At 65.6% G+C, this 25,121-nt stretch carries 16 protein-coding genes; 4 read left to right on the forward strand and 12 right to left on the reverse strand.

What is annotated here, in order from left to right:
• Positions 1-139 precede the first annotated feature (139 nt).
• Together SPF06_RS00005 and SPF06_RS00010 are read right to left on the reverse strand one after the other, a co-directional pair.
• Positions 140-2,083, reverse strand: coding sequence for a hypothetical protein (locus SPF06_RS00005; RefSeq protein WP_323276863.1), 1,944 nt, complete (start codon positions 2,081-2,083; stop codon positions 140-142).
• Positions 2,080-3,156, reverse strand: coding sequence for an acyltransferase family protein (locus SPF06_RS00010; protein WP_323276864.1), 1,077 nt, complete (start codon positions 3,154-3,156; stop codon positions 2,080-2,082). The genes SPF06_RS00005 and SPF06_RS00010 overlap by 4 nt, the downstream gene beginning before the upstream one ends.
• Before the next feature lie 149 nt (positions 3,157-3,305).
• Between SPF06_RS00010 and rfbA the strand changes: the two genes are divergently transcribed.
• Positions 3,306-4,169, forward strand: a complete 864-nt coding sequence (gene rfbA / locus SPF06_RS00015; RefSeq protein ID WP_323276866.1) for a glucose-1-phosphate thymidylyltransferase RfbA — start codon at positions 3,306-3,308, stop codon at positions 4,167-4,169.
• Positions 4,170-4,246: 77 nt separating this feature from the next.
• Here rfbA and SPF06_RS00020 read toward each other — a convergent pair whose 3' ends face one another.
• The 5 genes from SPF06_RS00020 to glf are packed head-to-tail and all read right to left on the reverse strand — an operon-like array spanning position 4,247 to position 11,134.
• Positions 4,247-6,226: a DUF6541 family protein gene (locus tag SPF06_RS00020; RefSeq protein WP_323276867.1), complete on the reverse strand. Its 1,980-nt coding sequence runs from the start codon at positions 6,224-6,226 to the stop codon at positions 4,247-4,249.
• Complete coding sequence (locus SPF06_RS00025; protein ID WP_323276868.1) at positions 6,223-6,993, reverse strand: ABC transporter ATP-binding protein; 771 nt, start codon at positions 6,991-6,993, stop codon at positions 6,223-6,225. The genes SPF06_RS00020 and SPF06_RS00025 overlap by 4 nt, the downstream gene beginning before the upstream one ends.
• Before the next feature lie 21 nt (positions 6,994-7,014).
• On the reverse strand, positions 7,015-7,905 hold the full coding sequence (locus tag SPF06_RS00030; protein WP_428985664.1) for an ABC transporter permease: 891 nt from the start codon (positions 7,903-7,905) through the stop codon (positions 7,015-7,017).
• A complete protein-coding gene (locus SPF06_RS00035) occupies positions 7,902-9,950 on the reverse strand; it encodes a glycosyltransferase (protein WP_323276869.1) in 2,049 nt (682 codons plus the stop codon). Before SPF06_RS00035 ends, SPF06_RS00030 begins: the two co-directional genes overlap by 4 nt.
• Entirely contained in the window at positions 9,947-11,134 is a 1,188-nt protein-coding gene (glf, locus tag SPF06_RS00040) for a UDP-galactopyranose mutase (RefSeq protein WP_323276870.1), read from the reverse strand. The genes SPF06_RS00035 and glf overlap by 4 nt, the downstream gene beginning before the upstream one ends.
• Before the next feature lie 178 nt (positions 11,135-11,312).
• Between glf and SPF06_RS00045 the strand changes: the two genes are divergently transcribed.
• Positions 11,313-15,275 (forward strand): FtsK/SpoIIIE domain-containing protein, encoded by a 3,963-nt coding sequence (locus SPF06_RS00045; protein WP_323276871.1) that lies wholly within the window; start codon positions 11,313-11,315, stop codon positions 15,273-15,275.
• Here the strand turns inward: SPF06_RS00045 and SPF06_RS00050 are convergent.
• A complete protein-coding gene (locus SPF06_RS00050) occupies positions 15,238-15,666 on the reverse strand; it encodes a hypothetical protein (RefSeq protein WP_323276872.1) in 429 nt (142 codons plus the stop codon). The genes SPF06_RS00045 and SPF06_RS00050 overlap by 38 nt on opposite strands.
• Positions 15,667-15,909: 243 nt before the next feature.
• On the opposite strand from SPF06_RS00050, the gene SPF06_RS00055 reads away from it, so the two are divergent.
• A complete protein-coding gene (locus SPF06_RS00055; protein WP_043127419.1) occupies positions 15,910-16,158 on the forward strand; it encodes a WhiB family transcriptional regulator in 249 nt (82 codons plus the stop codon).
• A 107-nt stretch (positions 16,159-16,265) separates the two neighbouring features.
• Here SPF06_RS00055 and SPF06_RS00060 read toward each other — a convergent pair whose 3' ends face one another.
• The 4 genes from SPF06_RS00060 to SPF06_RS00075 all read right to left on the reverse strand — a co-directional run bounded on the left by SPF06_RS00060 (position 16,266) and on the right by SPF06_RS00075 (position 24,725).
• Positions 16,266-17,738, reverse strand: coding sequence for a sensor histidine kinase (locus SPF06_RS00060; protein WP_323276874.1), 1,473 nt, complete (start codon positions 17,736-17,738; stop codon positions 16,266-16,268).
• 92 nt (positions 17,739-17,830) lie between these two features.
• The gene (locus SPF06_RS00065) at positions 17,831-22,696 is read right to left on the reverse strand and encodes an NAD-glutamate dehydrogenase (protein ID WP_428985665.1); all 4,866 of its coding nucleotides are present in this window, start codon (positions 22,694-22,696) and stop codon (positions 17,831-17,833) included.
• Positions 22,697-22,758: 62 nt separating this feature from the next.
• Positions 22,759-24,084 carry a CpaE/TadZ family protein gene (locus SPF06_RS00070; RefSeq protein ID WP_323276875.1) on the reverse strand — a complete coding sequence of 442 codons (1,326 nt, stop codon included), beginning with the start codon at positions 24,082-24,084 and terminating at the stop codon, positions 22,759-22,761.
• A complete protein-coding gene (locus tag SPF06_RS00075; protein WP_323276877.1) occupies positions 24,081-24,725 on the reverse strand; it encodes an SAF domain-containing protein in 645 nt (214 codons plus the stop codon). Before SPF06_RS00075 ends, SPF06_RS00070 begins: the two co-directional genes overlap by 4 nt.
• Before the next feature lie 153 nt (positions 24,726-24,878).
• Between SPF06_RS00075 and SPF06_RS00080 the strand changes: the two genes are divergently transcribed.
• Positions 24,879-25,100 (forward strand): helix-turn-helix transcriptional regulator, encoded by a 222-nt coding sequence (locus SPF06_RS00080; protein ID WP_323276878.1) that lies wholly within the window; start codon positions 24,879-24,881, stop codon positions 25,098-25,100.
• The last annotated feature ends 21 nt before the right edge of the window (positions 25,101-25,121 follow it).

The raw sequence follows: 25,121 nt of genomic DNA on the forward strand, positions 1-25,121 counted from the left end.
CCCCTGCACCCGGCCGCTGGCACCGGCGCGCCCCCCCCGGGGCCCCCCCCCCCCCCCCTGAGCCCCCCGGCCCGCCCCCCCGCCCGCCCCCCCGGGCCCCCCCCCCGGGCGGGGGGGGGCGCCCCGCTTCGTTACGGCTTCAGAGCCCGAGCGCTCGGTCTAGGAGCGGCTTGTCCGCGGGGTCCGTGATGAAGACAGACGACGGGTCCTGTGCGCGGATGTCCGCCACAACCGACGGCAAATTCGCGGGTCCGCCGCTGAGCGGGAACATGAACAGGGACAGCTTCCACCCGTGCTCCGTGTAGGTCGAGGTCAGCGCGTCATACCACTGCTTTGCAAGGACCGCGTCGATCTGGTCGGGCCTCGTGGTGAGATAGAAGGCTGGCTGACCTGTACGTCCTGCCGTCGCATCAATGAGGTTCCTTGCGACGGTACGCGGCTGAGCGTTCTCCTTGAGCTGGGCCTGCAATTCAACGCCCGCGCTCGCGGTCGCAGGCAGCCCCGCCGTCTTGAACGGAAACGGAAAGCCGAACGCGAAGAGGCCCACGAGGCTCCCCGCGGCCGTCACGACGGCCCAGGAACCCTTGGGGTGCCGACGGCGGGCCACCTCAGCTACCGCAACGTCCGTTCGACCGTCAGCGATGCGGGCAAGTCCCAAGGCGAGAACGACGACGGCGACAAGCACGAGGGCGATGACCAGCTTGTGGGTGTAATAGCTGACCGTCCCGCCCTTGAGGAGCTGGGCGGCGGACATCGCCAGAATCAGTACGATGGCAGCGGCCAGCGACAGTCCGGCGAGAACCAGCCGGCGGGATGTCTGGAGCTGTTCACGGCTCATCGCGCCCAGCGGAACCGCAAAGGCCACGACGCACGCAAACAGCACCGCGATGACAGTTCCGAAATCCGGGATCGGAACTCCCCCGATGCCGAAGACGACGTCCTCTGCCTTGACGCGAATGAGCTGCGAGCCGGCGGCCATGACTCCCGCGAGCATCACGGCGACGGCGAGTGCGAAGGACGTGATTGACCACGGGGTGCGCGGCAGGTCGACGATCAACCGACGCCACGGCAGCACGAAGGAGATCGCCGCGCCGGCCAAGAACACCCCCATGAGAGCCCAGTTGTTGGCGATGCCGACGACGCACGCTGTGAGGAGCCAGACCGTTCCGAAGCTGAACCGGTCTTGCGCTGTCGCCAAGACGAGGACTGCCACGGCCGTCAAAACTGCGGCAACGAGGAAGTTCGTGAAGCCGTTAAGCGACGCCGAAGCGCCTGGGCCGAAGACCCATCCGCTCGTGACAAGGGCGGCCGCTGGAAAGCCCAGAAGGGGCCGCCGTCGGAGCGCCGGAAGCGAACAGACAGCCGAGACCGCGAGAACGCCGGTCAGGACCGCGACGAGCGAGCTGTAGTTCGCGTAGCTGACGAGCTCGGCACCGGCGTCACCGACGGCAGGCGTCCGTGCCATTTCGGCAAGCGCGGCCACGAGGGCGTGAAACCCTTGCGGATAGTCTCGGAACGACCAAGCGCTGCCGTCCGGCGCATTCCCGAGGAGTGGAATTACCACGCCATGGGTCCGAATCATCGAAAACATGTTGAAGTGCGACGCATGGTCCCAGTGCAGCACGGCCAAAGACAGAGCCTTGTCGAAGGTCCGAACGGTCAGAAGCTGCCACTGAACGACAACTCCTAGCACCCCGGCGCCGAGCGGGGCGAGGTCTAGGAGGGCAAGCTCAGGGACGATTTGCCGGACGCCGAGCCGACGGTTGCCGATGACCAGCCCCGCGAGGAGCCCGATGGCGAGCGCCAACAGGACCGCTGACCTTCCGAGACCCCAGAAGCCGAAGGGGATCCACCAGAGCATCGGTACAAGGCCCAGCAAGAGAGCCAACGCGAGCGTGATCCTCCGTGCGAGGGAACGCGCCGTCGGGAGCGCCAAGAGCACGGCAAAGAAGAGCGCGTTGACCCACGTCCCCTCAAGCCACCCTGCTCGCCGCGCTGCGAGCGTCACGGCGGCAGCGAGCACGCCGACGGCGAGACCGAGGGCCGACCTGATGATGAGCCCTCTCCGACGACCTCCGCTCATGTTGCGACCACTGCGGCGGGTTTCCGAGCCGGGTGATCCTTCCGACGCACCTTCCGCATCACGGGGCGTTCAACGAAGAGCCAGCTCGCTGCGGCCAGGGGAATGGTCAGGGCCGACGCGGCGAGGGCGAAAACGAGTATGCCCCACGCGGCGCCGCCGAACACGGCTATGAGCTGCTGGCACGCAAAAGCGTAAATATAGACGCCATACGAGATGTCGTTCTTGGCGATGATCATCGGTTGCGGTAGCCACGTCGAAATCCACAGCGTCGCGTAGGCAATGAACGCTCCCGACGCCTGGCCGCCCCACGCAGGAAACACAGTCGCGATGATCAAGGCGGCCACGGAGCAGCCGACTCCGAGCGACCAATGTATGCCGATCTTCTCGCGCCACACGAAAACCGTGGCTCCCCCGAGGAAGAAGGGGAGCAGCTTAAGAAGCAGGACAACGTCGAAATTGCTGTCCGTCAGACGATTGACCAGATCTATGTTCGCCTGGCCCAAGACGCTGAGGCCGAACATCACGGTGACAGGCCATGGCGATCGCCGAACGACAACGAGGCTCCCGAGGACCGCGACGATGAGGTAGCAAAGGAATTCGTAATACAGGCTCCACAGCGAACCATTCCACGCGCCCGCGTACGGCACATTGAGCGGCGTCTTCGCGATGTCGTAATGATTCATCTTGAGCGTCAGGTTGGACACGAGAAAGTCCGCCGGCGACGTGGGGGTCGTAAAATAGCCACTTAGACTCCCCTTCGCCACAAAATACCCAATAGGCGCAAACACCACGACCATCATCACAAGGCAGACCACAAAAGCCGGCATGATGCGCGCCACTCGGTGGACCAAATAGTCGCCCAGGCCGTGTGTCCACCGGCTCGCGGTAATGAGGTAGCCACTGATCCCGAAGAAGCCGGCCACGGCCCACCCGCCCAAGGTGTCACCGGCGAACGCGGGCTCATGCGGAGCGCCCGTGAGGGGCCAACTGTGATGCACGAGAACGAGCAGTGCCAACACGAGCCTGATGAGATTGAGGCTGTTGTTCCGCGTGTCGAGGGGACGACCGATCACCAATCCTTGCGGGTTACGTCGCGACCACACATAGCCTCCAATTCTCCAGCGGCGGGATTCATGCGCTGGCGCGGTTTTCTCCATATTCTACCGGGGGCAGCCACGGCCCCGAGTTGGCAGGCGCGGACGAGAGACGCAAGGATGGGAGGATGCGCGGAATCATCCTTGCCGGCGGGACCGGCTCACGCCTCCACCCGATCACGCACGGCATCAGCAAACAGCTGGTCCCGGTCTACGACAAGCCGATGATCTACTACCCACTTTCAACCCTCATCCTCGCGGGCATCCGCGACATCCTCATTATCACGACGCCTCATGACGCTCCCCAGTTCGAGCGGCTGCTCGGGGACGGCTCGCGATTCGGCGTGAGCCTCTCCTACGTTCAGCAGCCTTCCCCTGATGGACTCGCACAGGCCTTCATTCTGGGCGAGTCGCACATCGGCCAGGAGACTGTTGCGCTCATCCTCGGCGACAACATCTTCTACGGCCCCGGCATGGGCTCCCAGCTCCGCCGCCACGCCGATATCGACGGCGGTGCTGTCTTCGGCTACTGGGTCAAGGACCCCCAAGCCTACGGCGTGGTCGAGTTCGACGGCAACGGGAAGGTCATCTCCCTCGAGGAGAAGCCAGTACGACCGAAGAGCCATTACGCCGTTCCGGGCCTCTACTTCTACGACAACGACGTCGTCGGCATCGCCAAGGGCCTCTCCCCCTCGCCCCGTGGGGAGCTCGAGATCACGGATGTCAACAAGGAGTACCTCGAGCGAGGAAAGCTTCAAGTCGAGATCCTGCCCCGCGGAACGGCCTGGCTCGACACGGGGACGTTCGCGGATCTGAATGACGCGTCGAACTTCATCCGCACGGTAGAAAATCGGCAAGGCCTCAAAATCGGCGCGCCTGAGGAAATAGCGTGGCGCCTTGGGTTCCTGTCCGACGACGAGCTCCGGGAGCGCGCGGAACCGCTCACGAAGAGCGGTTATGGAAAGTACCTGCTCGAACTCCTTGACGGCTAGTCAACTCTTTCCAGGGACACATGTGGGTTCTCGGCGGTGCGAGACCGCCGAGAACCCACGTCAATGCCAGTAGAGGCCTATCGCCAGCAGGCCGTGACTCGATAGAGCTTCGCGTCGCCTTGGGAGTCCGCGAGCGAGACCGCATTACTCCCGTCCAAGCCGATGACTCCACCGTAGCCAGGCAGCGTCCCCGTCACGGCTCGCGTACCGAAGTCGAGAACCCATTTGACGTTGAGCGCCTTGATGGCCGGGCAAACCTCCGGAATAGTGTCGGCGGACTTGAGCCCTGCATTGACGAGATCGACGTCCGTGCCATGAGTCGTGAGGATATGCGGTTGTACAACATGACGGTGCGAATAGGCGAACGCAAGCGAACTACCATTGCTCGGCATACCGGCAATCACATCGTCCGGGGGAACCTCGCCCGGCAGCCGCTCCAACAAAGTTCGCTCATCGTTGGACAGAAGCGGTGCGTTTTCGGTCATGACGTACCGATGGCGGGCTTGCTCAGCCCCAAAGGTGGTGATGCCATATTGGGTTCCGACAACGAGCAAGACCGTAACCACGCCACAGCCCGACATCGCGACACGCCGGTTAAGACGCACCGCACGCAAGATCCGGTCGAGCCTTCCCCCAGCGCTAGCCGATGTAAGCGATCGTCGCGCGGAGTCCCAGACGAACACACCACCAATCACGGCAAGCGGCAAGCTGGCCGTGGGCATCAGGGCCGCGAGCCGGTAGCTGTCGAAGTACCACACCCCCGTCAGGAACCACCGCGGACTCGCATTGAGTCCGGCGGCATAGAAGAAGAGGACCGACGCAACGAGGAATAGCCCGAGCAGCCACCTCCGGCTCCTGGACCGCCACAGGTGAACCAAACCCACAACAAGACAGAGTCCAACAATGACAGCCGCGGGCCGCCCCATCTGGGCGCTCAAGAATATCTCTCCGACTACCTGAGCTGAGCTCTCGACAGGAGCCCAGTCGGCGGAACCGGCCGGAGGGCGAAACACCCGCCAAAGGACGACCATGGAAAAGGCCGCAAAGAGAAGAAGAGACGTAAGCCCAGCGGCCCGAAGCCGAGCCCGCGGCTCGTCGAACGGCGCAAGAGCCCGTAAGCGAAACGTGTAGACGGCCACGAAAGCCGGCAGCAGGAAGACGAGAATAGCCATCAACGTGCTCGGGTGGGCGAGCGCGACCGCGGGCAAAGAAAGAAGAAAGAGGATCCAGGCAACTGGTGCCGACGGACGGTGCAGACGCCCGAGCCCGAGGGCAGACACTCCGAGTCCCAGAGCCGCAGGAAGAACGGCGATCGATAGGAGGTTTGGATAGAGAACTCCCCAATCCACCATGAGGAGGGGGAACGCCGAATAGCTCGCGCTGAAGAGACCCGCCAACAGATTGACGGCGACCCTTGGGCCGCAGACCATCTGGACGAAGTACATAGCGCTCAATGGCCAAGCCACAGCACCGATTGCAATAGTGGTTGCTGATACCGCAACCGGAACGCTGACGCCGCTGAGCTCCGCGACCAAAGCGACAAACGCGTGCCATGCCGCAGGATAGGCTGAGATCCCCGTGAAAGCCCCCAGACTCAGGGGCGAGGCGTTACCCGACTCGATTGCCCATTCGATCGCGTTAAGATGGAAGACGTTGTCGTAGGTCTGAGAGATGTTGTCCGGCGCTCCTATCGCCCAGACGAGCGTGCTCGCCACAAGGAGCACACCGACGGCAAGGCCTGCCCATGCAGCCCTTGTCGACGATCGACGCACTGGCACAAACACCGACTCGGGCCAACGACGATCAATCAGCCTTCGAACGATCCAGGCAACAGCAATCAGGACCAAAGATGTCGCCGCGAAGGTCAGCGGTCGCCAAGGAAGTCGTAAGACTGGAAGCGCCAACGTGGCGACCCCAGCCAAGGCAACGGTAAACAGCGGTGCGAGGAGAAGCCGGCTCAGCCCCCTTACTTTCACGGCATACGCAAACCCGAGCCCTGGGAGTAGAAAAACAAGGATCGCGACCAGCACCGAGGGCGCGGTTTGCCACCAGCTCACTCGGTCTCCCCCTGGCTTCCCCTGTCCGACGGCTCTGCGCTACGTCTGCGCAGCTCGGCCACCACATTGTGCACTTCGCCGTCCATCACGATCTGGCCGTGTTCAAGCAACACTCCCCTCTCGCAGACGGTCGATACGAGGTCCAGATCGTGGCTCACGACGAAGAGCGTCTTGCCCGCCGCCGCAAGTTCCTTGATCTTCGCGATGCATTTGCGTTGGAATGGTTCGTCGCCGACCGCAAGAATTTCGTCGATCAGAAAAACCTCAGGGTCAGTGTGGACGGCAATGCTGAAAGCCAGCCTCAGATACATGCCCGACGAATAGAATTTGACCTCGGTGTCAATGAACTCGCCGATTTCAGAGAACTCGACGATCGAATCGAACATCTCGTCGATCTGTTGCTCGCTCATCCCGAGGATCGCACCGTTGAGGTAGACGTTGTCTCGTCCGCTCAAATCATGATGGAAACCGGCGCCGACTTCGATGAGTCCCGCCACTCGCCCTCTTGTTCGAACCGACCCGCCGTCCGGCTGAAGGACCCCAGAGATGAGCTTCAGGAGCGTCGACTTCCCAGATCCGTTAAGGCCCAAGAGTGCAACGGTTTCGCCTTCCTCAACGTGGAGCGAGACGTTCTTGAGCGCATCGAACTTCTTCGTAATGTCTCCGCGTCGACCGCGGATAACCCACATCACGGCTTCCTTGAGCGAGCGCGTGTGCCGCAGGACAAACTCCTTGCGGATGTCTTCGACTGTGATGGCGGTCTTCATGTTGACTGCGTGTTCAGCCAATTACAACTCCTGGGCGAACTTGACGGACAGGCGGGCGAAGACCCACTGGCCCAGTCCGAGGATCAGAAGGGTAACCACCGCGGCCAGTGGCAGCCACAAGGTAAATAGACCCGGCACCTCGGCAGCAGCTGCCGCAGTGAGCTGACCTCCGTCGAGCGTTGGACGCCAGAAGGCCCAGTGGAAGACTTCAACGCCTACTGTCATCGGATTGAGCTGATAAGCAGCGAACGCCGGTCCCAGGACGTGCTGGACTTGGCTCCAGAGATAAAGGACAGGTGACGCCCAGGTGACCATCATGATGAGGAGATCAACCAGGTTCTCTGAATCTCGGAAGTAGACATTAACCGCACCAAAAAACAAACCCAAACCGACGGCGAGCACGGCAACGATCGCGAAAGCCGCTACAAGCGCCAAAACTGACCACACCGTGGGCAGCCATCCGAAGAAGAGACATACGACCACGAGGATCAGCACCTGGGGCAGAAAATGTGCCGCCGAGACCCAAACGCTCGCCACCGGGAAGAGTTCTCTCGGAAGGTAGATCTTGCGGATCAGGTCGCGATTCCCGACTATCGATCGAGTCGCATTGCCGAGCGCTTCCGTGAAGAAGTTCACCAAGACAATGCCAGCGAAGAGATAGATCGGATAGTTAGGCGTGGAACCCTGGACATTGAGGAAGAGGCCAAGCGCCACGTAGAACACGAGGAACTGCAGCCCCGGCTTCATGTAAGACCAAACAATCCCGAGGGCAGACCCACGGTAGCGGACTTTGATCTCTTTGCGGACAAGAAGCTTGAGCAGGAAGCGGTTCCGGTAGACGTCCCTGAGCCCACCGCTGCGGCCGGGGGCGCTGAGGCCAGCTTCAGGATTCAGCGCGGAAGGCATCGTCATGCCTCGGCCTTGGCCACGGAAGCCTCTTCGCCGGAGCCAACGCGACCGGTGTCGAAAACAGTTTGCGTGCTGAATGTCACACGCCATGCGTCAATCGAGGTGACTTTCGGCATGCCCGCGCGATACCGCTCCGAAAGCTGCTCCCAGTCGCGGAAGAGCCGCGCATGAAGTCTCGTGGCCTCCGCCAGCATCGCACGCAGGAGCTCGGGTTTGCGTTGGTACCACGAGGCGCCGGTGCCCTCGGCGTTGGAGACGATCACGCTGTCATACCCGGCAAGTCGCCACCACTTGTTGTCCCGGTGTGCCAGGAACCCCTGCGGTCGCACGGCCGAATCCTCGAGAGGTGCCCGCAGCAGCTGGCGGCTCACCGTCTTGAGTGCCCACGGCACGAGCTGCTTCTTAGACGGAGCCATCGCGGGTCCCCCGGTCAGGCTCCGGCCTGCCTTGGGCGAGGGGAAATCATCGACGTCACTCTTGATTTGCGCATCGGAATACTGGGCTCGCAGCGCGTTGATCTCGGGAAGCTTGGCTGCAAGCTTATCGTGCAGCCCTTCCGGGCCATCGAACAGATCATTGAGCGCCATGATGCGGCCGTGCTGCGTGAAGTACTGCATGGAGACCAGGTGCTTGACATCGTTCTGCACGGATTCACGCAGAACTCGTCCGCTCTTGGGGAAGTCGCTGTGAAGCAAGGCAGTGATGGTGCGGTTCCGCTCGTGGAAATATGCCTGCCAGCCGACAAGATCGTCCTTGTCAACCCATGACACGTGCCATACGGCAGCACCCGGGAAGCTCACCGTGTTGAACCCGGCATTGCGTGCCCTAAGCCCATATTCGGAGTCGTCCCATTTGATGAACACCGGCATCGCGAGACCGATCTCCCGCATGACCTCGGTCGGGATGAGGCACATCCACCAGCCGTTGTAGTCGACATCGGTCCGGCGGTGCAGCCAGGGCGTCTGGCGAAGATTCGACCGGCTGAAATCATGGCCCAGCTGCATGTCCTCGTGCGGCGGAGCCGGCTGCATCCGATGCAGGTCGACGACCTCGCCGAAGGTGTGCAGCGTCGTTCGGTTGTACAGGTCAAACATGTGCCCACCGACGATGGTCGGCTTCCGGCACAGATCGGCGAACGTCACAAGACGCGTGATGCTCTCGGGCTCGATCACAACGTCGTCGTCAAGGAGAAGCGCATAATCATGACCGCTTTCCAACGCCTCGAACATGCCCCTTGCGAATCCGCCAGAGCCACCCAGATTGGCCTGTTCGATGACGCGCAGCCGTCCGTCGAGTGCAGCCTCGATCTCCGGGAAGTCAGGATGGTCGCGGACCTTGTCAGTTCCCTGGTCGACGATGAGGATTTCTCGCACCGCGTCAAGTCGATCAAGGCTGTCCGCAAGAATACGCGCATTGTCGATGCAGAACTGAGTCTTATTCACCGTGGTGATCTGCAAGGTGACGGTCGTGTCGCGCGCTCGAGCCGAAACAAGTCCTTCCCAGCGCGCCGAGGTGAGTTCAAGACCGTCCACGCTCGCGTTGACGTCAAACCAGTACCACCCACCATCGCCGAACGGCGTCAGGGTGAGATCAAAGACCGTCGTGGTCGCATCGCCGTCGACCCTTTTCCCAGCAACGCGCTGGATGGCCCCTCGCGCGTTGGTCTTATAGACAACGACAGCACCCCGCCCCTTCGTCTCGACGACCAGCCGGACATCTCGCACCGAAGTCCACCGACGCCAATAGCTCGCGGGAAATGCGTTGAAGTACGTGCCGAACGAGACATGCTGGCCTGGGCGGACTGTCATAGACTCCCGCGAGAGAAAGTCCTCATAGTGCGCCTCAGCCTCACTTGAGCTCACGAGATTGAGCTTTTCCTCGCGGCGCTTCGGGACGCGATACATGCCGTCGTCTTCCACGAGGCGAATGCCGTTGGCCGTTCCCGCGTCAACGTACAGCGGAACGACGTCCGCCTGCCCCTCAAGTGGGAGGATCGTGCGCTGAAGCAGGCTCCATTGAAGCTCGGCCGAAACCGCCGCAGTCGTCACTCGTCCACTCCTCCGCTCACCAAGGCCGCCTTCTCTGCGAAGTGCGGCTTGATCTTGTTGTCGAACACGCTCAGGGCCGAACCGATGGCCATGTGCATGTCGAGATATTTGTAGGTGCCGAGGCGGCCGCCGAACAGAACCGACCTTTCGGCGCTTGCCAAATCGCGGTAGGCGAGAAGCCTGGCGCGATCAGCTTCCGTGTTGATCGGATAGTACGGCTCATCGCCCTTCTCGGCGAAGCGCGAGAATTCGCGCATGATGAGCGTCTTCTCAGTCTGGTAGTTGCGCTCGGGGTGGAAGTGGCGCGGCTCGATAATGCGGGTCCAAGGAACGTCGTCGTCGTTGTAGTTCACCACCGAGGTGCCCTGGAAGTCACCGACGTCCAGCACTTCCTCCTCGAAGTCGATCGTGCGCCACGAGAGGTCGCCCTCGGCGTAGTCGAAGTACCGATCGACAGGCCCGGTGTAGACCACAGGTACGTTGCCCACGACATTCCCCTTGCTGAAGGGCTGTGAGTCGTCGAAAAAGTCGGTGTTGAGCTGGACCGTGATACTCGGGTGATCGGCCATGCGCTCAATCCACGCTGTGTAGCCGTTCGTCGGCAGGCCCTCGTACGTGTCGTTGAAGTATCGGTTGTCGTACGTGTACCGCACGGGGAGGCGAGAGATGATGCCCGCGGGCAGATCCTTGGGGTCCGTCTGCCATTGCTTGCCGGTGTAGTGCTTGATGAAGGCCTCGTAAAGCGGACGGCCGATCAGCTGAATGCCCTTGTCGTTGAGGTTCTGCGGGTCGGTCCCCGCGAGCTCGCCGGCCTGTTCCTCGATAAGGGCGCGAGCTTCAGTGGGCGTGTAGTTAGCGCGGAAGAACTGATTGATCGTGCCCAAGTTGATCGGGAGCGGAAAGACCTCGCCCTTGTGCACGCCGTAGACGCGGTGCACATAGTTGGTGAAGCTTGTGAATTCGTTCACGTACTCCCACACGCGCTGGTTCGAGGTGTGGAAGAGGTGGGCTCCATACCGGTGAACCTCGATGCCGGTCTGGGCATCGTCCTCGCTATACGCGTTGCCACCGATGTGATGGCGACGATCGATGACCGTGACCTTGAGGCCAAGTTCCTTGGCGGCCCGCTCAGCCACCGTGAGGCCAAAGAAGCCGGATCCTACGACGACGAGATCAGCGTCCACACATTCTCCTGGGTAAGGGCATGCCTAAGCGCTCGGCCCGGGCCTTCCTGCGGTCCAAGACTACCGGACGACCCTGTTCACTCGGCCAAACGGCCGGATTATCCACATAGCGCGAGATCGGGTGGCGCGATGTCGGTGCCCCTCCGTAGCCTCGATTGCGGAACAAGGTTGGGGGGCCATGGAACTTCACTTCACGCTCATCTCGCCCATCGACGGGCGCCCGGACATCCGCGATGACCTCGTAGCTGAAGCCGCCATGGGAGCGCCGGGCAAGGAACTCGCCTCAGTATTGGCCAACACTTGCAACGCGACGGGAATCACAGTCGACGGCGAGCCTCTCGAGAGCCTGACCGTCGGAGTCCCGCCCCTGCGTGACGGCGCGTTGCTGCTCTCACGTGGTGCGGCCGCGCTCCGCCACACGGAGTCGCGCCTCGAACTCGTCGTCCGAACGGGGCCTGCGGCGGGAACGGCTTTCCCCTTGGCGCGCGGTCTGCATGTCGTGGGCCGCTCGTCAGATTCGGATGGGCCGATCGAGATTCCACTCCCCGACCCCGAGGCATCGCGCCGCCACGCGAGGCTCATCGTGACCGAGACTTCCGCCCGGATTGCCGACGAGGGCAGCGCGAATGGAACCTGGGTCACCGGACGGCGCACAAGGTCCGCCACCCTGCGCGCAGGCGATCTCGTCAGAATAGGCTCCTCAACGCTCTCGCTCGAGTTCGCCGATCAGGTCATCCTCGATGACGCGGCGGGGTCCCACCACGGAGCGCCCCTTCGCGTCGAGCAGGGCCAGCCTCCGCGCCGCGGGGCGGCAATCGCGATGGTCATCTTGCCACTCATCGTCGGAATCGGGCTCGCCGCTGTGACGGGGCAATGGACGTTCCTCGCCTTCTCGGGCCTTTCGATCGTGACCGGCCTTGTGGCAGGTCTCGGGGCTCGCAATGACCGTGCTTCCTTCCGCGAGCGCCTGGCGCAGGCCATCGACCAGGACTTGAGTCGCCGGACTCGTGCGGCCCCGGACGCAGTCGAGTTCTGCCGGGCGGCGGTCTCCCCCGCGCTTGCGGGCGCGCCCCGCGACGACCTCGTGGTCCGTCTCGGCACAGCACCCCAGCCAGCGGACATCATCATCGAACCAGCGGATGGGGGCCCGTTACCGCGCCACGCCGCCGCGCCGATGGCGATTCAGTTGCCGTGCCGTGCAGTGGTCCACGGCCCTGAATCCTCGGTTGAAGGTCTTGTCCGGTTCGTGCTGCTCCAGCTCGCCTCGACATCTGCCGCCTCGGGCCTTGGCGTCGTAGTCGCCGGCGGCTCGTCGGCCCTGCGCCTGGCGGCCCGCTTCCTGCCTCGAGTCACCATCCTCCCGAGCGCGGCGACAGAGCGCACAGTCGGCGAGGCCCTGCCAGCCGGGCGCGGCGTCGTCGTCATCCTTCCACCCGTCGAGTTGAACACAGCCGCCCAGCTTGCCCAGGCGGCGGCCGCGCGGGGGCTCAGCGTCATCGACGCGGTCGGGGTCGGCGTCGCCGAGACCACGATCGATCTCAACGGCCCCAATGCCTCGCTCACCATCGACGGAAGCCGCCCCGACTTCGCTGCCGATTTGCTTCCCGCACGTCCCTTCGAAACCGCGGCACGGAAGCTTGGCCTGCGGAAGTCGGCGGACGACGGCGGGACGCCCCCTTCGCGCTGCGGGCTCGCCGAAATCGCCAGGATCGGAACGGAGGATCTCGCCCGAAGCTGGAATCGAAGCCGAAATACCCCCGGACCGGACGAACCGTCCTTCTGGATCCCGCTCGGACGCGGTGCGGAGGGCGTGGTCGGATTGGACCTCGTGGCCCATGGTCCGCATCTCCTCGTGGCAGGGACGACCGGCTCGGGCAAATCCGAGCTGCTCCGGACCCTCGTCTGTTCGGCAGCAGCGACGCACTCCCCCGCTGTGCTCACCTTTCTCTTCATCGATTTCAAAGGCGGCTCGGGACTCTCACCCCTTGCTGGCCTCCCGCATTGCGTCGGCGTCGTCAGCGACCTTGAGGGCAGCATCACTCGCACGCTCACATCGTTGAGGGCGGAACTCGAGCTCCGAGAACGCCTGTTCGCCGAGGCAGGATGCGCGGACATCGAGGGGTACGCCTCCAGCGAGCGCACCGAGCCCGTCCCGAGGCTCGTCATCGTCGTGGACGAGTTCCGAATGCTTGTCGACGATGCCCCGGAGTCGCTCGCGGAGCTCCTGCGCGTGGCAACGATCGGCCGTTCACTCGGCCTCCACCTCGTCATGGCGACCCAGCGGCCCCAGGGCGCGATCAGCACGGACATCCGCGCCAATGTCGCCTCGACGATCGTGCTCCGCGTCGCGAACGAGTCGGAGTCCCGCGACGTGCTCGGAACCCCGGAAGCCGCCCGGATTCCTGCGGCCATCCCGGGCCGCGCGTTCCTCGCTACTCCGGGAGAACCGCCGATCGAGTTTCAAACTGCGTCACTCGGCGTGGCGGCTGCGCGCGGCCACGAGATACGACTCATGACGGCACACGAATGGCTCGAATCAGGCCCCGGAGGAGAGGCCGCCGCGAGTGCTTCGCCCAATGAGGCATCGTCCCCCTACGTGGCCTCGGCTCAGAAAGCCTGGCGCGATCTGGATGGCGTCCCGCCGCGCCGGCCCGTGGCCGAGCCGCTCCCGGACGGGGCGGTGCCTGCTCCTCGTCGTCACGGACGGGAGGTGCCCCTCGGGATCGCCGATATCCCCCACGAACAGCGCACCGACCTGTTGCTCTGGTCCCCCGAACAACAGGGGCATCTCGCGTTCGTCGGGGCCGGATCATCGGGCGCCCGCGACGCCCTCAAGTCCACGGTGGCCTATCTGGCGTCGGCAACACCGGAACGCCACCTCTACATCCTGGACGCCGACGGAACGCTCGCCGCCCTGTCGTCGCACCCGCGGGTCGGCGCCTATGTTGGCTTGGGCGACGTCCGCCTCGCGACCCGAGTCCTGGATCGGCTCGGGGACGAGGTGGCATGCCGGCGCGACGACGAGGGTGTGACAGGTGCCCAGCCTCGCCTCGTCTTGGTCATCTCCGGGTGGGGCAGCTGGCTCGCGGCCTGGCGTCAAGGCCCTCAGGCTCGCGCCGAAGAGCGGCTGATGGACCTCGTGCGGGACGGGGGTGCGGGCGGTCTCGTCGTCGCATTGTCGGGCGAGCGCGACCTCGCGGCGTCGCGCGCCTTCGCGGGCATTCCCTGCAGGCTCTTCTTCCCCTGGGGATCGCCCGAGGAGGCTAGGCTCGGCTGGCCTCGGCCCATCCCCGGAAGCGATCGCCCAGGGCGGGCCATCGCTGCGGGAACACTCGCGCCAGACCGGCCCCTTGCCGTCCACTGGTTCGAAGCGCCGTCCGATCTCGGAGAAGCCGCAGTCCCGCGAGAGCCTTCACCTGCCCGCCCGTTCCGAGTGCGGCGCCCCCCGGACGTGGTGGTGGCCCAAGCCCTTGCGGCAAAGGGCCCCGCAAGCGCCGATGGTGAGCCCCCGATGCACGGGCCACCCCCTGCCGCGCCGAGCACCGTGCGCCGGCGCGTTCGGCTCACAGTGGGTCTCACCGGAGATGAGATCTCACCCCTCGGCGTTCCGCTTGGTTCCGGCGACGTGCTCCTTGTGCTCGGCTCCCCGGGCTCGGGCAAGAGTTCGTTCCTCGAAGCCCTGCCCGCCATGAATCCCGGCCGCGCCCCATGGCACATCTACCCCTTCACGGAGCGCGATCGGACGGACACGCTGGCTGCGGTGACGACGGCGATCGACGCTGGGGAAGTCCCGATTCTGGTCGTCGACGACGCCGACCGTCTGACGGCATCGGAACACCAGAGGCTTCGCTCGGCGCTCGACGCGGGTGCCGCGGTCGTGGCGACGGCGAGCTTCAGCCCAAGCTTGTACACGCAATGCCCGCTCGCGCTGCGCGCGCGGCGTTCCGGCATCGGAATCGCGATCCTGCCCCGATCGCCCTCGGACGGGGAGGCATTCGGCGTTCGCATTGACCCGCCGGTCGGAGGCCCGCCTGGACGCGCCGTCGTGGTCGTCGGCGGCAGGACCGTCGACGCCCAGCTCGGCTGGGCCGAACCCATCCGGGTCACTCGGGAGGCGTCTCCCGGGCCGAGCGCTGAGTGACGGCGAACACACGCTTGCTGAAGAGCAGCACGACGGCGCCGGCCGCCGGGACGAGGATGAGAAGTCCGTAGCCGATTGAGCCGCCAGTGAGCGCGGGGAATCCGATGGTGGCGGCAAACAGCTGTACGACAAGCACGACAGATCTCGCCCAGCGGTAACCTCGCCAGAGGAAGAAACCGGCGGCGCCGACCCCCGCACCGAACACTGCGAGCAGAACCATCGTGAAGGCCGCCCCCGCAGGCGAGACTTCAGCCTGCCCGGAAGCTATCGCTGCGGCGTAGAAGACCGCGAACGCCAGCAGCGCGATCGCCTCGATCAGAACGATGCCGACAAGCACGGCGAGTTGGACTGGCTTGCCCCGAAGGGGCCCAGAGGGGGTCGATGACTGCACAGCCTGAGAGTACCCGCAGGAGGTTGATCCGCCCGAGGGACCGACCTTACCGGACGGCTCAGATGTGATGAATCCCTCTCTCTTTCAGGCCCAAATCCTCGCCTGAACCCCTTGTTTACACACAGTTAACGTGACAACCTTAACGAAGATGATCGCGGGGCCCCACAGGCCCCTTTGCTTTGGGACGACTCGTGAAAAACTTCACAAGGTTCGTCCCCCGAAACACGGAGTACTTCTAGAACCATGGATTGGCGTGATCGCGCGGCCTGCCTCGACAAGGACCCCGAGCTCTTCTTCCCGGTCGGGAACACGGGCCCGGCGCTGCTCCAGATCGAGGAAGCTAAGAGTGTCTGCCGCCGCTGCCCGGTGATCGACACGTGCCTGCAGTGGGCCCTCGAGAGCGGCCAGGATGCGGGCGTCTGGGGTGGAATGAGCGAAGACGAGCGCCGTGCGCTCAAGCGCCGCGCGGCCCGCGCCCGGCGCGCTTCCTGATCCCGAGCGTCGCACGAACGCATCGCCCGTCGAGCCTCACGGCTCGGCGGGCGTCGTCGTCCTCGGCAAGGCTTACGCTGGGCCCGAGCCACGAGCCGCGCTGAGCATCAGCCCCGGCCGAGCTGCAACGTAATGGTGACCTCGGTGCCGCCCCCGTCACGGGGGCCCCAGTGAATCGAGCCGCCGAGCTCGCTGGTGACGAGCGTGCGCACGATCTGGAGGCCCAGCCCCTCGTGGCGGTTCTGCTGCGCAGGCATGCCGACGCCGTCGTCCGCCACAGTGACGTCGAGCGTCTCCTCTCCGGAATCGTCGCGCCCGCGGCGCGCGATGAGCCACACTGTGCCCGAACGGTCCTCGAGCCCGTGCTCCACGGCATTCGTCACGAGCTCGTTGATGACGAGCGCGAGCGGAGTCGCGAGATCGCTCGGCAGGTGGCCGAACGTCCCCTCCCGTTCCGTCCCGACGTGCTGATTGCCGGTCGCGACCTCGGCTGAGAGCCTGAACTGGCGGTCGATGAGCTCGTCGAAATCGACGTTCTGGGCGAGGCCCTGCGAAAGCGTCTCATGCACGAGCGCGATCGTCGCGACGCGCCGCATGGCCTGCTCGAGACCCTGCCGCGCCTCCTCGCTCTTCATGCGGCGGGACTGCATGCGCAGGAGCGCGGCGACGGTCTGGAGGTTGTTCTTGACACGGTGGTGGATCTCGCGGATCGTCGCATCCTTCGTCACGAGCTCCATCTCGCGACGGCGCAGCTCGGACACGTCGCGGCACAGGACGAGGGCGCCGAAGCGCTCGCGCTCGTCGCGCAGCGGGATGGCACGGAGAGACAGGCTCACCCCGCGCGACTCGATCTCGCTGCGCCACGGCATCCGGCCCGTCACGACGAGAGGAAGGGTCTCGTCCACGAGCCGACGATCCTTGAGCAGGTTGGTCGTGAGCTCGGCAAGCGAGCGGCCCTCGAGCGTGTCGATGCCGCCCAGCCGTCGGAACGCCGAGACGCCGTTGGGGCTCGCGTACTGGACGATCCCCTCCGCGTCGAGGCGGATGAGGCCGTCGCCGACGCGGGGGGCGCCGCGCCGGGAGCCCGTGGGGGACGCGAAATCCGGCCAGAGGCCGAGCGTGCCCATGCGGAGGAGATCGTACGCGCATTGCCGGTACGTGAGCTCGAGACGCGAGGGCATGCGCGAGCTCGAGAGGTCCATGTGGGATGTCACGACGGCGAGCGTGCGCCCATTGCGCACGAACGGCACGGCCTCGACGCGCAGGGCCATCTCGGCGCTGAAGCTCGTCTCGTGGCTGCGCTCAATCGTCTGGCTCTCCCACGCACGGTCGACGAGCGGCCTGAGGTCGCCCCGGATCCTCTCCCCCACGATGTCCTCGTGGAACACCGTGTGCGTCGTCGAGGGACGAACATGCGCGAGTGCGGTGTAGCCGTCATCAGGATCCGGGAACCACAGGGCCAGATCCGCGAACGCCAGATCTGCCACGAGCTGCCAGTCGCCGACGAGCAGATGCAGCCACTCGGCGTCGCCCGGACCGAAGTCAGCCTGTTCCCGGATTGTGTCCGTGAAGAGCGCCACAGCACCGCCTTGTCGAAGAGTGTCGAAAAGAGAACCGGCCGCGGGGACCTAAGTCCCCGCGGCCTCCGGAGCCTGCGTGTTCGAGGAAAGCCCTAATGGCGCACGATCGACCGGAGCAGCCTCAATGCTACCGACAGCGACGCCATGTCGTCGCTCTCGAGGGCGTTGACCTCCCGGAACATCGTCGCCGCCCTGCCGAGGGACTCCGCGTTCTCCGCCTCCCACGCTTCGAGCCGCTGCAGCGGATCGTTCCCTGCCGGGGACATCTCCATGATCGACCGGGTGATGTCCGCGACGGTGCTGTAGAGGTCGTCGCGGAGGGCGGCGCGGGCGAGGGCCTGCCAGCGGTCCCTCCGGGGGAGCGCCGTGATCCGCTCGAGGAGCGAATCGACGGTGAAACGGTCGAACACCGTGTAGTAGACGCCCGCGATCTCCTCGACGGACTCGTCCGAAGTCTGGGCGATGCGGGCGACGTCGAGGAGCGCGTAGCTCTCGAACAGCTCGGCCCAGCGGTGGGCGAGGCCGTCCGGGAGGCCCCACTCCTGCGCCCGCTCGAGCCAGCTCGCGACACGCTCGGCGTCCTGGCCGCGGAGGTACTTGAGGAGCTGCGAGCGAAGCGCCGCCATGGGCGGGGCATACAGCTCGACGACCTCGCCGATCGTGCGGCCGCCCGTGCCCTGGTGGATGAGCCAGCGCACGGCCCGGTCGAGCAGACGGCGGATGTCGTGGTGGATCGCCGTCCAGTGCTCGGTGGGGAACGACGCCGGGAGGGTGTTGAGCGCGTCCGTCATCTCGTCGAGCTTGTAGACCTCCCGCAGCGCAACGAACGCCTTGGCGACGGCCGCGTCTGTCGCGCTCGTCTCCTCGATCGCGCGGAACGCAAACGTGATGCCCCCGAGGTTGACCATGTCATTCGCGACGATCGTTGCGATGATCTCGCGCCGCAGGGGGTGCGTGTCGAGCTCGGATCCGAAGCGCTCCCTCAGCTCGGCGGGGAAGTAGTTCCGCAGGGTCTCCTGGAACCACGGATCGTCGGCCAGGTCGCTCTCCCGGAGCGACTCGGCAAGCTCGATCTTCGCGTAGGCCGCAAGCACCGAGAGCTCGGGCGACGTCAGGCCCTGGCCCTGTTCGAGGCGGCGGTGGAGCTCCGCCGTCGTCGGCAGCGCCTCGAGATCGCGCTTGAGGTCGGCGTTGACCTCGAGCCAGTCCATGAGCCGCTCAAGCGCCGGGCTCAGCGGAGTGACGAGCGCCCTGTCGTTGACGAGCAGGATGTTCTGGTCGATGTTGTCCTCGAGCACGAGCCGCCCGACGTCGTCCGTCATCGACGCAAGGAGGCTTGCGCGATCGCCTTCGGCGAGCTTGCCGGCCGCGACCAGGCGGTCCACGAAGATCTTGATGTTGACCTCGTGGTCGGAGCAGTCGACGCCGGCCGAGTTGTCGATCGCGTCCGTGTTGAGGATCACGCCCTGAAGCGCCGCCTCGATGCGGCCCCGCTGGGTGAAGCCGAGGTTGCCGCCCTCGCCCACGACCTTGACCCGCAGCTCGCGCCCGTCGACACGGATCCCGTCGTTGGCCTTGTCGCCGACCTGCGCGTGGGTCTCGCTGCTCGCCTTGACGTACGTGCCGATGCCGCCGTTGTACAGGAGGTCGACGGGCGCGAGCAGGATCGCGCGGAGGATCTCGTTGACGCTGAGCTGCTTGGTGTCTTCGGGCAGCCCGAGCGCGTCGCGCACCTCGGGCGAGACCGGGATCCACTTCGCGGTGCGCGGGAACACCCCGCCGCCTGCGCTCAGGAGTTCCTTGTTGTAGTCGTCCCACGACGAGCGCGGAAGCTCGAACAGGCGACGGCGCTCGTCGAACGACGTCGCCGGGTCCGGGTTCGGATCGAGGAACAGATGGCGGTGGTCGAACGCCGCGACGAGGCGGATGTGCTCGGAGAGGAGCATGCCGTTGCCGAAGACATCGCCGGACATGTCGCCCACGCCGACGACCGTGAAGTCCTCGGTCTGGGTGTCGACGTCGAGCTCGCTGAAGTGCCGCTTGACCGACTCCCACGCGCCGCGCGCGGTGATGCCCATCGCCTTGTGGTCGTAGCCGACCGAGCCGCCGGATGCGAAGGCGTCGCCGAGCCAGAAGCCGTACTCGGCCGAGATGCCGTTCGCGATGTCGGAGAAGCTCGCCGTGCCCTTGTCGGCGGCCACGACGAGGTACGGATCGTCGTCGTCATGTCGTACGACGTCGAGGGGCGCCTCGACGCGCTCGCTCCCCTCCGCGGTCGTCACGCGGTTGTCGGTGAGATCGAGGAGGCCACGGATGAAGGTCTTGTAGCTTTCGATGCCCTCGGCGAGCCACGCCGCGCGGTCGAGCGCCGGGTTCGGGAGGCGCTTCGCGAAGAAGCCGCCCTTCGCGCCGGTCGGCACGATGACCGCGTTCTTGACGACCTGCGCCTTGACCAGGCCGAGGATCTCGGTGCGGAAATCCTCGCGCCGGTCGGACCAGCGGAGACCGCCGCGGGCCACCTTGCCGAAGCGCAGGTGGACGCCCTCGACGCGCGGGGAGTAGACCCAGATCTCGAACATCGGCTTCGGCGAGGGCAGACCCTCGATATCGGCCGGACGCAGCTTGTGGCTCAGGTACGACTTGCCGAGGTAGTAGTTCGTGCGCAGAGTCGCCTCGATGAGGTTGATGAAGGTGCGCAGAAGCCTGTCGGCGTCGAGGGTCGGAACCTGTTCAAGGGCCTCCGTGAGCTCATCGCGCAGCCGCGCTGACGCGGCGCTCCGCTCATCCTCCGAGAGGCTCGGGTCGAAGCGGGCCTCGAACAGGGCGATGAGGCGCCGGGTGACGGCAGAGTTCGCGAGCAGCGTGTCCGCGATGAACCCAAGCGAATTCGTGTTCCCCGTCTGGCGCATGTATTTGGCGTAGCTGCGAAGGATCACCACCTGACGCGAGGTCATCCCCTCGCGCAGCACGAGGCGGTCAAGCGTGTCGGACTCCGTCTCGCCCGAGAGCGCCGCTCCGAAGGCTTCCGCGAGGAGATCGCCCGTCTCGAGCGGATCCACCTTCGCCGGGTACTTGAGGCCGAGGTCGTAGAGGAAGAAGTCGCGAGCATCCGCGGTCTCGATCTCGAACGGCTTCTCGTCGAGGACCTCGAGGCCGAGGTTGTGGAAGTAGGGGAGGATCTGGCTCAGGCTCTTCGGCTCGAGGAGGTACAGCTTGACGCGCGCATCCTCCTCGAGCTCGGCGCCGACGCCCTCGGGGACGTAGACCCGCACGGCCGGGCGCTCGGGCACCTCCTCGCCCTCGGCCTTCTCCGCTTCCTCGCGCTCTGCCGCGTAGTCCTCGAACCACTCGATGTCATCGAGCGCATCCTCGATGCTGTAGTCGACGCGGTACGCGGCCGGGAATGCCTCGGACCATACGGCGGCGAGATGTTCGGCGTCGTCAAGGGGCCGGCTCTCGTGGAGCACCTGGGCAATGCCCTCGGCCCACGAACGAGTCGCCGTGACGAGCCGCTGCTCGAGGGCGTTCGTGTCGACGTCCTTCACGGCCGCACCCTTGGGCAGGCGGATGCGGAAGTAGAGGCGCGCGAGCGCGGACTCGCTCAGGTGGGCGTCGTAGTCGATCTGATCGGAATGGAACTCCTTCTCGAGCTCGACCTCGATGCGGCGCCGGACGGCCGTGTTGTAGCGGTCCTTGGGGAGATAGACGACGGCGTTCATGAAGCGCCCGAAGAGATCCGGGCGGAGGAAGAGACGCGTGCGGCGGCGTTCCTGGAGGAGCTGGATCCTCGTGACGGTATCGAACAGGAGCTCAGCATCCATCTGGAAGAGCTCATCGCGCGGATACGTCTCAAGGATCGCGAGGAGGTCCTTGCCCGAGTGGGAATCGGCGGGGAATCCCGACTGCCGCATGACCGACTCGATCTTGTCCTTCACGATCGGGACGCTGCGCGCCGACTGTGTGTACGCCGTCGAGGCGAAGAGGCCGATGAAGCGACGCTCGCCGTCCACCTGGCCCTGGGCGTCGAAGCGCTTGATGCCGATGTAATCGAGGTAGGCCGGGCGGTGGACGGTGCTGCGCGAGTTGGCCTTCGTGATGTTGAGCACGCGACGCTCGCGCGCGTGCGCCTGGCCTTCGGCCGTGAGGTGTTGCATCGCATGTGAGCCGTCGCCGCGCAAGAGGCCCAGGCCGCTTCCCTCGACAAGCGCGAGGACGTCTTCGCCGTTCTCGGTCGTGAGGTCGTATTCGCGGTATCCGAGGAACGTGAAATTTCCGGCTTCAAGCCAGTGGAGAAGCTCTTGCGTGGGCTTGAGGTCGGAGATGTCCTCTCCCCCGACGACGTTGTCGAGGCTGCGGGCGATCTCGAGGGCCTTCGCCCGCATGGGCTGCCAGTCGTCTACCGCCGCGCGGACGTCCCCGAGCACGCGCCGAATGCCTTCGCGCAACTCCGTCTTGCGGGCGGCCGAGACACGGTCCGTCTCGATCGCGATCCACGACTCCATGTGGGTCGTGACATCGCCGTCCGACACCAGATGGCTCAACTTCGGGAGCGCGGCCGTGTCGCCGCTCGCGAGCCCCCACTGGGCGGGCACGCGCTCGACACCGACGAGGACGCCGTCCTCGCGGCGCCGGTTGACGACGAACATCGGGTGGACCACGAGGTGTATCGCGCAGTGCTCGCGGATGAGCCCGGCGGTCACCGAGTCGACGAGGAACGGCATGTCATCCGTGACGATATAGACGATGCTGCGCCCGCCTTCGTCGATGATCTCGACCTTGGCCGTTCCGGTGCTCCGCTGCTCCGCGAGGTCGCGGTGGTGCCTCGCGCGCTCGGCGAGCGTCTCGGAAGCGTAGGACTGCCGGTCCTCATCCGCGAGATGTTCGTAGTAGTCGGCCAGGAATCGAGGCTCCTGCTCGGAGGTAGGGAACGGGGTCTGCTGCGCAGTTCCGGTCGACACGGTAGAAATCGCCTCCACGGGACGGACTGTCCGCGCTGCAGCTTTGCAGCGCTGTCCCGAGCCTAGCGCGGCCGCGTAACGAGTGCCCTAGCACTTGCTACAGCAGTTTTGCGATTTCGCTGTACAGGTGAACATACGACATTGGCGACGGCGGTCCGGAGAGGCGACTGCGGGGCGCATTCGAGCAGGAGAGAGCCGCCGAGGAGGGACGCGTCGGCAGCCTCGACGTCGTACGGCACGAGGGCCGTGATCGGCCGGCGCGGCCCAAATCGATCCCACGCGTCGCGCAGAGCACGCTCGGGAAAGCGTCCGAGCGCACCCTTGCGGACCTTGTTGAAGACGACGTCCGGGCTCGCGTGCGGCACGGCCTGCTCAAGCTCCGCCAGCGCACGCACAAGCCGCGGCATTCCCACGGCATCGGCCGCTCCGACGGCCACAATGCGATCGGCGAGCTCGAGGGAGCGCAGCGTCGCCGCATTCCGGCGGGGCGCCATCGTGTCGAACGACAGCTCCTCGTCGGCCTCGAGGCAGAACCCCGCGTCGATGACCACGACGTCGGCGATCTCCCTACTTCGCTCGAGCACGGTTCCAAGTGCCGCCGCGCGAAGCTCTGGCCACCGATCCGCACGCGTGATGCCCGTGAGAACGAGCAGGATCCCGGCCTCGGTTACGACGGGCGTCGCCAGACGACGAAGGGCACCCGCGTCGAGCGCTCCCTGATCCCCTAGACGGCACGCCTGCGCGAGCCCCGCCGCCTCGTCGAGGAGGCCGAGCTGCGCGGCGACGCTCGCGCCGTAGGTGTCGGCGTCAACCACAAGCACGCTCTTCCCCGCACGCACCAGCTCCGCCGCGGCGTTGATGGCGAGGGTCGTGCGGCCCGGGGCCCCCGTGGGCCCCCAGAAGGCGATGATCTCGCCCGTCGCCGCAGCTCCGCCGTCACCCGATTCCCCGACCTCATCCGCCGTCGTCGGAACGTCTGCCACAGGCCGAGCGCCGGCCAGCGAGAACGACGACGCCGATGCCCCCGCCGCGGCGAGCGCGCCGGCCCGCCGGGCTGCCTCCGCGATGAGCTCGGCAAGATCCTCGGCGCGAACCCGCTCGTGCGCCGCGCCCACACCGAGGCCGTCTAGGCGACGACGCTCGCCGTCGTCGTCCGACAGTCCCACGATGCCGACCGCGACGGCGGCGAGCCGATCGACGAGTGTCACCGTGATGTCCGCGGTGTCCCCCACGACGACCGCGACCCGCGCGAGCCCGCTCTGGCATGCGGCGACGAGCTCGGCGAGTTCCGCGCAGCGGCGCACGACGGTGACCGGCCCGTGGAGCCGCTCGAGTCCGCCGACAAGCTCGGCCTGTTCGCTGCCGATTGTGACGACCGGAATACTCACTGCGCCCGCCCGGCAGCGGGATTCCACACGACGGAGACCTTGGCCTTGTTCGCCTGGGCAGCAAGAAGCTGCGGAAGTCGCACGTCGTCCACGAGCACCTGGACGACCGTCTCCCGCGTTCCTCCGAAAGCCGCCTGCGCCATCGCAACATGTGCGATCTCGGCCGCGGCGACGACGAGTTTCGGCTCGGAGAAGCCATTCCGTCCATCCGGCGCGGCAATCCAGACATCAACGCGCGCACCGGGGACCGCCTCGGTCGGAAGAGCCTCGACGACGGTGATCGCCACAGGCTTGCGGCCAAGCGCATCCGGCGAGCCGAGGCTGGACGCCGGAACCAGGTCACCCTTCGCGATGCGTTGGATGGCAACCTTGCCGTCCGTCGGCGCGCCGGAGACGATGTACCGGCCCTCGACCCCGCCGAGCCGTACGTCGACAGTCTCGAGCTGCTCGGCGGAGATGGGCTGGCCGACGGCGATGTCCTCCTTCGCGACGACGACTGCCGTGCTCGTATCGGCCGCGCGGACCAGCGCGACAACTCCGGCAACAGACGCCAGGACGAGAAGAACGCCGACGAAGAGCCGCGGATCCCTCCACGACGGCTTGGTGAGGCGCGTGGCGCTGGGCATGTCGGCAGAACTCATCAGGTGCACTCCCCCTTGTGTCACCGCCGGCGCGACACCGGCTTCCTGCGCCATTCTGTCTCAGATCGGCCCAAGAGCCAACTTAGGACACCAACCGGCACCTGTATGTGGATAACTGGGTCAATCGGTACCAACCGATGGCACAATAGTGTCATGCCTCGTTTCCTCACGCTCGCCGACGTCTGCGAACAGCTCCAGATCAGCTCGGCTCAGGCCTACGCCCTCGTGCGCAACGGCGAGCTCAAGGCGATCCAAGTGGGTGGCCGAGGGCAATGGCGCGTCGAGGACGTCAAGCTCGAGGAGTACATCCAGGAGGGCTACGCCAAGACGGCGAAGATGCTCGCCGAACACCGTTCGGGCCCGGCGGCCGACTGAACGGGCTGCCGCTGCGAGGCC

Source organism: Sinomonas terricola (assembly GCF_034931225.1).
Lineage (GTDB): Bacteria > Actinomycetota > Actinomycetes > Actinomycetales > Micrococcaceae > Sinomonas > Sinomonas terricola.

Excerpts from the sequence above, each read along its gene's own strand:
- SPF06_RS00045 (WP_323276871.1), top strand. The coding sequence starts at position 11,313 with ATGGAACTTCACTTCACGCTCATCTCGCCCATCGACGGGCGCCCGGAC.
- rfbA (WP_323276866.1), top strand. The coding sequence starts at position 3,306 with ATGCGCGGAATCATCCTTGCCGGCGGGACCGGCTCACGCCTCCACCCG.
- SPF06_RS00080 (WP_323276878.1), top strand. The coding sequence starts at position 24,879 with ATGCCTCGTTTCCTCACGCTCGCCGACGTCTGCGAACAGCTCCAGATC.
- SPF06_RS00030 (WP_428985664.1), bottom strand. The coding sequence starts at position 7,905 with ATGACGATGCCTTCCGCGCTGAATCCTGAAGCTGGCCTCAGCGCCCCC.
- SPF06_RS00055 (WP_043127419.1), top strand. The coding sequence starts at position 15,910 with ATGGATTGGCGTGATCGCGCGGCCTGCCTCGACAAGGACCCCGAGCTC.
- SPF06_RS00075 (WP_323276877.1), bottom strand. The coding sequence starts at position 24,725 with ATGAGTTCTGCCGACATGCCCAGCGCCACGCGCCTCACCAAGCCGTCG.
- SPF06_RS00025 (WP_323276868.1), bottom strand. The coding sequence starts at position 6,993 with ATGAAGACCGCCATCACAGTCGAAGACATCCGCAAGGAGTTTGTCCTG.
- SPF06_RS00005 (WP_323276863.1), bottom strand. The coding sequence starts at position 2,083 with ATGAGCGGAGGTCGTCGGAGAGGGCTCATCATCAGGTCGGCCCTCGGT.